Below are 6,548 nucleotides of genomic sequence, written 5' to 3'. Positions count from 1 at the left end.
GGTAGAGATATACTTTTTCGACTTTGGCATCGGGTCGCATCATGACGGCGGGGCTCCAGAAAGAAATCGGGAGCACAGCATCCGGGATCAGCTAAGCGCTTTGAATGTGGGGTTTATGGAGCGCTTAGCTCATGGCGCGCATACGAATTAACACTCTGTAACCCACCCACTTTTGACACCCTCCCCCCATCGCCTAACGTAGAAAAGCAGCTTCGGAAAAGCTGCCTTTCTACCTCACCGATGTCATGGAGCCTCACCAATGCAAAACACCTACCTCACCTCCCTAATCTTCGCCTTCCTCACCACTCTCTCCGCCGCCACCACCGCAGCCCCATCGATCAAACCCGAACCCCCAACCCCCATCACCACCCAAATGACCCAATCCGAACAATCCACCAAGGTCAACCTCAACGCCGCCGATGCCGAAACCCTGCGTCGTGACCTCTTCGGCATCGGTGCCGCGAAGGCCAGCGCAATCATCGCCTATCGCGAAAGCAACGGTCCGTTCATGGCGGTGGATGAGTTGTTGGAAGTAAAGGGCATCGGCAAGGCGTTGCTGGAGAAAAATCGGGGCAGGTTAGAGATCAAATAAGTATCGAGGGGCCGGTCAGTGACCGGCCTTTTTTCATCCGGGCTCTGCGCTTTCAAACCGTCACCCACGAGTTCCACGATGCGTGTTAACCAAGCTGAATCTTTTTACACCGCGCAGCTCTTGGCATGGAAAGTGATTGCTGTCACAGGGAGGATTGTTCAACAATCGTGAGGTAACGATGCCACTCAGCTTGTCCTTAGCCGACCAGATCGCCCTGGAACTGCGTGCCGACATCATCGGTGGCCGACTGTTGCCGGGAATGGCGCTGGTCGAGGCGGAGTTGGTCAAGGCCTATAACGCGTCGCGTAATACGATTCGTGAGGCGTTGCACCGTTTGGGCCAGGAAGGGTTGACGCGGTATGTGCGTAACAAGGGCGTGATGGTGCGTCGGTTGGAGCGCGAAGAGGTGCGGGATTTATTTGTCGTCCGTCGCACTCTTGAATTGCAGGCGATTGCCCAGAGCGGTGCGCTCACCCAATACCAATCCGAGCGCATGCAAAACGCCATCGAGGCCACCGCGCTGGCCCGCGAGCGCGAGGACTGGCGAGCGGTGGCCACCCACAGCCTGGTGTTTCACCAGCAGATTGTCGGGATGATGCGCAGCCCGCTGTTCGATGAGTTTTTCGCTCAGGTAATCGCCCAATTGCGTCTGGTGTTTTGCGCCGCGCCCGATGAACAGCGCTTTCAGTCGCCCTGGCTGGAGCGTGATCGTGAAATATACGAGTTACTGATCCACGGAAATAAACCGGCGGCAGGCGAGGCGATGAGCCTGTACCTGGATGATTCCGAACGCCTTTCGTTAGCTCTGTTTACGCACCCTTGATCGAGGAACCGCAGCATGTACAAAGACTATCCAGCCGCTTACCAGGTCAGCAAAGGTTCGGCGTTGCAGGTCGACACAGCGTTTTATGAGCGTATTCGTGAGCGCAAGGATCAGCGCACTTTGATTGAGCAGTTCGAGGTGCCCATCCGCACGGGCAGGGCGTGGAAGGTGCCGGCCGGGCATGTGTTTCGCGTCACCACGCCGGTCGGTCCGCAGGTCGGCGATTTCAACGTGTGGAACGCGAATGATCCCCGCGAACGCTTATGGGCCGCGCGCACGCGCCAGTTGCAGGGTGCGCATGTCAGCACCCATGACCGACTGTGGTCGAACCTGCCATTCCTGCGGCCGTTGGTGACCATTACCGACGACAGCCTGGCGAGCTACGGCATTGATGAACACGGCGGGCGCTTGCACGATTTGCTCGGTACCCGCTGCGACCCGTATGTGAACCGCATGCTCACCGGCGAAGATTTCCATCATCACTGCCACTCGAACCTGACCCGGGCGGTATTGCCTCACGGTCTGACGGAATTTGACGTGCATGACGTGCTGAATATTTTCCAGTGCACGGGCCTGAATCACGACGACATGTATTTCATGAAGGCGTGCCCGGCGCAGAAGGGCGATTACCTGGAGTTTTTTGCCGAGATTGATTTGCTATGTGCGCTGTCGACTTGCCCGGGTGGGGATCTGTCGCTGCCGATGTGGGGGCCGGATGCGCAGGACCCGCTGACGGTGTGCCGTCCGCTGGGGGTTGAGATTTATCGATTGGAAGAAGAGTTGCTGAGCGGTTGGAGCCAGCCTGAGCGTGCTGCCTATAAGGGACAGCACGGGTTGCAGATTGCCAAGGCGGATTGGGAGTAACCAGGGGAGGGGGCTGCTTCGCAGCCCAACGGGAGCAAGCTCCCTCGCCACAGGGGCAACCCATTCAGCGGTCTTGCCCATCCTTGGCATCCGCCTGGGCGTTGCGCTCGGCCACGCGTTTACGCTGTTCGTCGGTGAGTTCCACTTTGTTGGCGCTGTCACGCAACATCATCAGCCCGCCGACGATCGACCCGATTGCAACCACCATAATCAACCATGCATACCACGGCATAACGCTCTCCTTGAGGCAGATTGCCGTGGGAGGTTTTCCCACGGTAATAACTGCTTTGAGTTACAGGCTTTCTGAGTAGTTCAGTGTAGGCCTGTTCCGCCTCAAAACCTTAGAGCCCGGTCAACATTGCATCCGCTGGTGCATCGGCGCGGTCTTGCGCGGTCAGCTGGAAGTAGATGAAACCGACCACCATGAAGCCGAGGAAGATCATCCCGATCAGCGCGTTGAACCAGGCCATGGCGACCAGGCACACCACCGCCAGTACCAGCGCAATCCCCGGCACGATTGGGTAGCCCGGTGCGCGAAAGGTGCGTTCTAGCAGCGGTTCGGTCTTACGCAGTTTGAACAGGCTGAGCATGCTCATGATGTACATCACGATGGCGCCGAATACGGCCATGGTGATCATTGCTGCGGTCAGGGTCATACCGCCCAGGTTGATCAGGCCGTCGCTGTAGATGGCGGCAATGCCGACCACGCCACCGGCGATGATTGCCCGGTGTGGTGTGTGAAAGCGCGACAGTTTGGCCAGGAACGACGGCAGATAACCGGCCCGAGCCAGGGCGAAGAATTGGCGCGAGTAGCCAAGGATAATGCCGTGGAAGCTCGCCACCAGCCCGAACAGGCCGATCCACACCAGCATGTGCAACCAGCCGGAGCTTTCACCGACCACGGTTTTCATGGCCTGCGGCAGCGGGTCGTTGATGTTCGACAGGGTGCGCCAGTCGCCCACGCCGCCGGCGAAGAACATCACGCCCATGGCCAGGATCACCAGGGTCAGGATGCCGCTGATGTAGGCTTTTGGAATGGTACGCTTGGGATCTTTCGCTTCCTCGGCCGCCATGGCTGCGCCTTCGATGGCGAGGAAGAACCAGATGGCAAAGGGGATCGCCGCGAACATCCCGGCAATCGCCGGAGCACCGAAGGTGTCGGAGCCGGCCCAGCCATTGAGGGCGAAGTTGCTGAAGCTGAACGCGGGGGCGACTACGCCCATGAACACCAGCAGTTCGGCGACGGCGAGTACGCACACCACCAGCTCGAAGGTAGCGGCGAGTTTTACGCCGAGGATGTTCAGGCCCATGAACACGATGTAGGCGCCGACGGCTGCGTGTTTCGGGTCCAGTGCGGGAAACTGCACATTCAGATAAGCGCCGATGGCCAAGGCGATGGCGGGCGGGGCGAACACGAATTCGATCAGCGTCGCCAGGCCCGCGATCAGGCCGCCTTTCTCACCAAAGGCGCGGCGGCTGTAGGCAAAGGGCCCACCTGCGTGGGGAATGGCGGTGGTCAGCTCGGTGAAACTGAAGATAAAGCAGGTGTACATCGCGGCGACCATCAACGAGGTCACCAGAAAGCCCAGCGTTCCCGCTACACCCCACCCATAACTCCAGCCGAAGTATTCCCCGGAAATCACCAGCCCGACCGCGATGCCCCACAAATGCAGGGTGCCCAAAGTGGGTTTGAGTTGTGTGTTCATCGTGCTGCGCTCCCTGAACGGTTTGGAATGATTCAAGGTATTGCAGCGGCCATGCCACTCCAGAAAACCGTGTCGTAAAGATGCGCAACTGTCGTGTGGGGGATGGTTTGGCGTTTGAAATCTTCCGGCGTTGCACCAGATAGGTGCGGCGGTGACTGTGCCGGCGCGATCGGGAGCAAGCCCCCTCCCACAGGTTGATCGGCGCTCGGCATGACAACTCGGTCAAGTGTGGGAGGGGGCTTGCTCCCGATAGAACCCGCCCAGGCGCCGAAATCCCCAGTGTAAACCCCGCATAAACCCACTCTTTACGCCATCTTTACGCCCCGCCCACCCCCTCGCTCTCGTTCCTTTACACCACTCCTGCCGACAATTGCCCCACACGCGGCACTCGCCGCTAAACGGAGAGACTTCCATGAGCGTTCTGGACGGGGTGTCACTGCTATTGGCCGTGGCGCTGTTCATTTATCTGCTGGTTGCGCTGTTACGCGCGGATCGGAACTAGGAGCAGGCTATGCACAGTTATGACTATTGGCTGATCATCGCCTTCTTCGCCGTGGTGCTGGTGCCGGCCCCCTTCCTGGGGCGGTTCTACTACAAGGTGATGGAAGGCCAGCGCACTTGGCTCACGCCGCTGCTCGGCCCCGTGGAGCGCGCGTGCTATCGCCTGTCGGGCGTGGACGAGCAGCAGGAACAGAGCTGGCAGAAATACATGCTGGCTTTGCTCGCGTTCAACCTCGCCGGATTTGTGTTGCTGTTCGCGATCCTGTTGTTCCAGGGCAACTTCCCGCTGAACCCGCAGAAGTTGCCGGGCCTGGAGTGGACCCTGGCCTTCAACACCGCGATCAGTTTCATGACCAACACCAACTGGCAGTCCTACAGCGGTGAAGCGTCCCTGAGCTACCTCAGCCAGATGGCCGGCCTCACCGTGCAGAACTTCGTCAGTGCCGCCACCGGCCTTGCCGTCCTGGTCGCGCTGTGCCGTGGGATCGGTCGCAAATCCACCAAGACCTTGGGCAACTTCTGGGTCGACATGACCCGCGCCACGCTTTACGGCCTGTTGCCGTTGTGCCTGGTGATGGCGTTGTTCCTGGTGTGGCAGGGCGTGCCGCAAACCTTCGCGCATTACGTTGATGCCGTGACCCTGCAGGGCGTCGACCAGGTGATCCCTTTGGGCCCGGCGGCCAGCCAGATTGCGATCAAGCAAATAGGCACCAACGGCGGTGGCTTCTTTGGCGTGAACTCGGCGCACCCGTTTGAAAACCCGACGGCCTGGGCCAACTTGTTCGAGTTGTCAGCGATCATCCTGATCCCGGTGGCGCTGGTGTTTACCTTCGGCCATTACGTGAAAGACCTGCGTCAGAGCCGGGCGATCCTCGCCTGCATGCTGGCCCTGTTCCTGATCGGCGGCGCAACCTCGCTGTGGGCCGAATACCAGCCCAACCCGACCCTGAACAACCCGGCGGTTGAGCAAACCGCGCCGTTGGAAGGTAAAGAAGCGCGCTTCGGTACCACCGCCACCGTGTTGTGGTCGGTGACCACCACCGCGGCATCCAACGGTTCGGTCAACGGCATGCATGACAGCCTCAGCCCCCTCAGCGGGATGGTGGCACTGGTCAACATGATGGTCGGCGAAGTGATCTTCGGCGGCGTCGGTGCCGGTATGTACGGCATGTTGCTCAACGTGTTGATCGCGGTGTTCCTCGCCGGCCTGATGATCGGCCGCACCCCGGAATACCTGGGCAAGAAGCTGCAGGCCAAGGAAGTGCAATTGCTGGTCGTGACCCTGATGGTGATGCCGATCGGCGTACTGGTGCTCGGTGCCATTGCTGCCAGCCTGCCCGGTCCGGCCGGTGCGATCAGCAACCCTGGTCCCCACGGTTTCAGCCAGTTGCTCTATGCCTACACCTCGGCCAGTGCCAACAACGGCTCGGCGTTCGGCGGCTTCAGTGCCAACACCCCGTTCCACAACTTGATGCTGGGCCTGGGCATGTTGATCGGTCGCTTCGGCTACATCCTCCCGGTACTGGCCCTGGCCGGCAGCCTGGCGATGAAGAAGACCGCTCCGATTGGCCAGAACAGCTTCCCCACCCATGGCCCGCTGTTCGTGACCCTGTTGACCGTGACCATTTTGCTGGTGGGCGGCCTGACCTTCCTGCCGACACTGGCACTGGGCCCTATTGCTGAACACCTGAGCATGGCTGCTTTTAAATGAAGAGCCGAGGGATATGAAAATGAACATGCCAGCAAAAAACGCGAGCCCGGTCAAAACCCACGAGCCCGCCAAAACCGCGATCTCCGCGCTGTGGCGCCCGGCGTTGGTCCAAGCGTTCGTCAAGCTCGACCCTCGGCAACTGCAACGCTCGCCGGTGATGCTGGTGGTCGAACTGACCGCCATCCTCACCACCGTGCTGTGCTTCGTGCCCGACACCACTGTGCCGACCTTCGTCGCCGTGCAAATCGCCGTGTGGCTGTGGTTCACCGTGCTGTTCGCCAACTTCGCCGAGGCCCTGGCCGAAGGGCGTGGCAAGGCCCGCGCCGATAGCCTCAAGGCCGGCAGGAAGGT

At 60.2% G+C, this 6,548-nt stretch carries 7 protein-coding genes and 1 pseudogene; 6 read left to right on the top strand and 2 right to left on the bottom strand.

The features are described 5' to 3' along the window. The first annotated feature begins 259 nt into the window (after window positions 1-259). From L9Z73_RS22990 to L9Z73_RS22980, 3 genes are all read left to right on the top strand, one after another. Window positions 260-592 (top strand): ComEA family DNA-binding protein, encoded by a 333-nt coding sequence (locus tag L9Z73_RS22990; RefSeq protein WP_247405865.1) that lies wholly within the window; start codon window positions 260-262, stop codon window positions 590-592. A 178-nt stretch (window positions 593-770) separates the two neighbouring features. Then, window positions 771-1,415, top strand: coding sequence for a GntR family transcriptional regulator (locus L9Z73_RS22985; RefSeq protein WP_247405862.1), 645 nt, complete (start codon window positions 771-773; stop codon window positions 1,413-1,415). A 15-nt stretch (window positions 1,416-1,430) separates the two neighbouring features. Next, the gene (locus L9Z73_RS22980; protein WP_247405859.1) at window positions 1,431-2,279 is read left to right on the top strand and encodes an urea carboxylase-associated family protein; all 849 of its coding nucleotides are present in this window, start codon (window positions 1,431-1,433) and stop codon (window positions 2,277-2,279) included. 64 nt (window positions 2,280-2,343) lie between these two features. On the opposite strand, the gene L9Z73_RS22975 is transcribed toward L9Z73_RS22980, so the two are convergent. Together L9Z73_RS22975 and eat are read right to left on the bottom strand one after the other, a co-directional pair. Then, window positions 2,344-2,511, bottom strand: a complete 168-nt coding sequence (locus L9Z73_RS22975) for a DUF2897 family protein (protein WP_177033373.1) — start codon at window positions 2,509-2,511, stop codon at window positions 2,344-2,346. A gap of 109 nt (window positions 2,512-2,620) precedes the next feature. Then, window positions 2,621-3,985 carry an ethanolamine permease gene (gene eat / locus L9Z73_RS22970; RefSeq protein ID WP_247405856.1) on the bottom strand — a complete coding sequence of 455 codons (1,365 nt, stop codon included), beginning with the start codon at window positions 3,983-3,985 and terminating at the stop codon, window positions 2,621-2,623. Between the two features lie 412 nt (window positions 3,986-4,397). Here eat and kdpF point away from each other — a divergent pair, with 412 nt between their 5' ends. From kdpF to L9Z73_RS22955, 3 genes and pseudogenes are all read left to right on the top strand, one after another. Beyond that, window positions 4,398-4,487, top strand: coding sequence for a K(+)-transporting ATPase subunit F (kdpF, locus tag L9Z73_RS22965; protein ID WP_003218754.1), 90 nt, complete (start codon window positions 4,398-4,400; stop codon window positions 4,485-4,487). Window positions 4,488-4,496: 9 nt separating this feature from the next. Next, entirely contained in the window at window positions 4,497-6,197 is a 1,701-nt protein-coding gene (kdpA, locus tag L9Z73_RS22960; RefSeq protein ID WP_247405853.1) for a potassium-transporting ATPase subunit KdpA, read from the top strand. 19 nt (window positions 6,198-6,216) lie between these two features. Next, a pseudogene (locus tag L9Z73_RS22955) lies at window positions 6,217-6,548 on the top strand (potassium-transporting ATPase subunit B); the annotation flags it as partial.

The sequence above is a fragment of the Pseudomonas emilianonis genome, assembly GCF_023072625.1.
Taxonomy (GTDB): domain Bacteria; phylum Pseudomonadota; class Gammaproteobacteria; order Pseudomonadales; family Pseudomonadaceae; genus Aquipseudomonas; species Aquipseudomonas paraveronii.
Note: the sequence above shows the minus strand (reverse complement) of the source record. Positions and strands in the feature narration are given on the sequence as shown.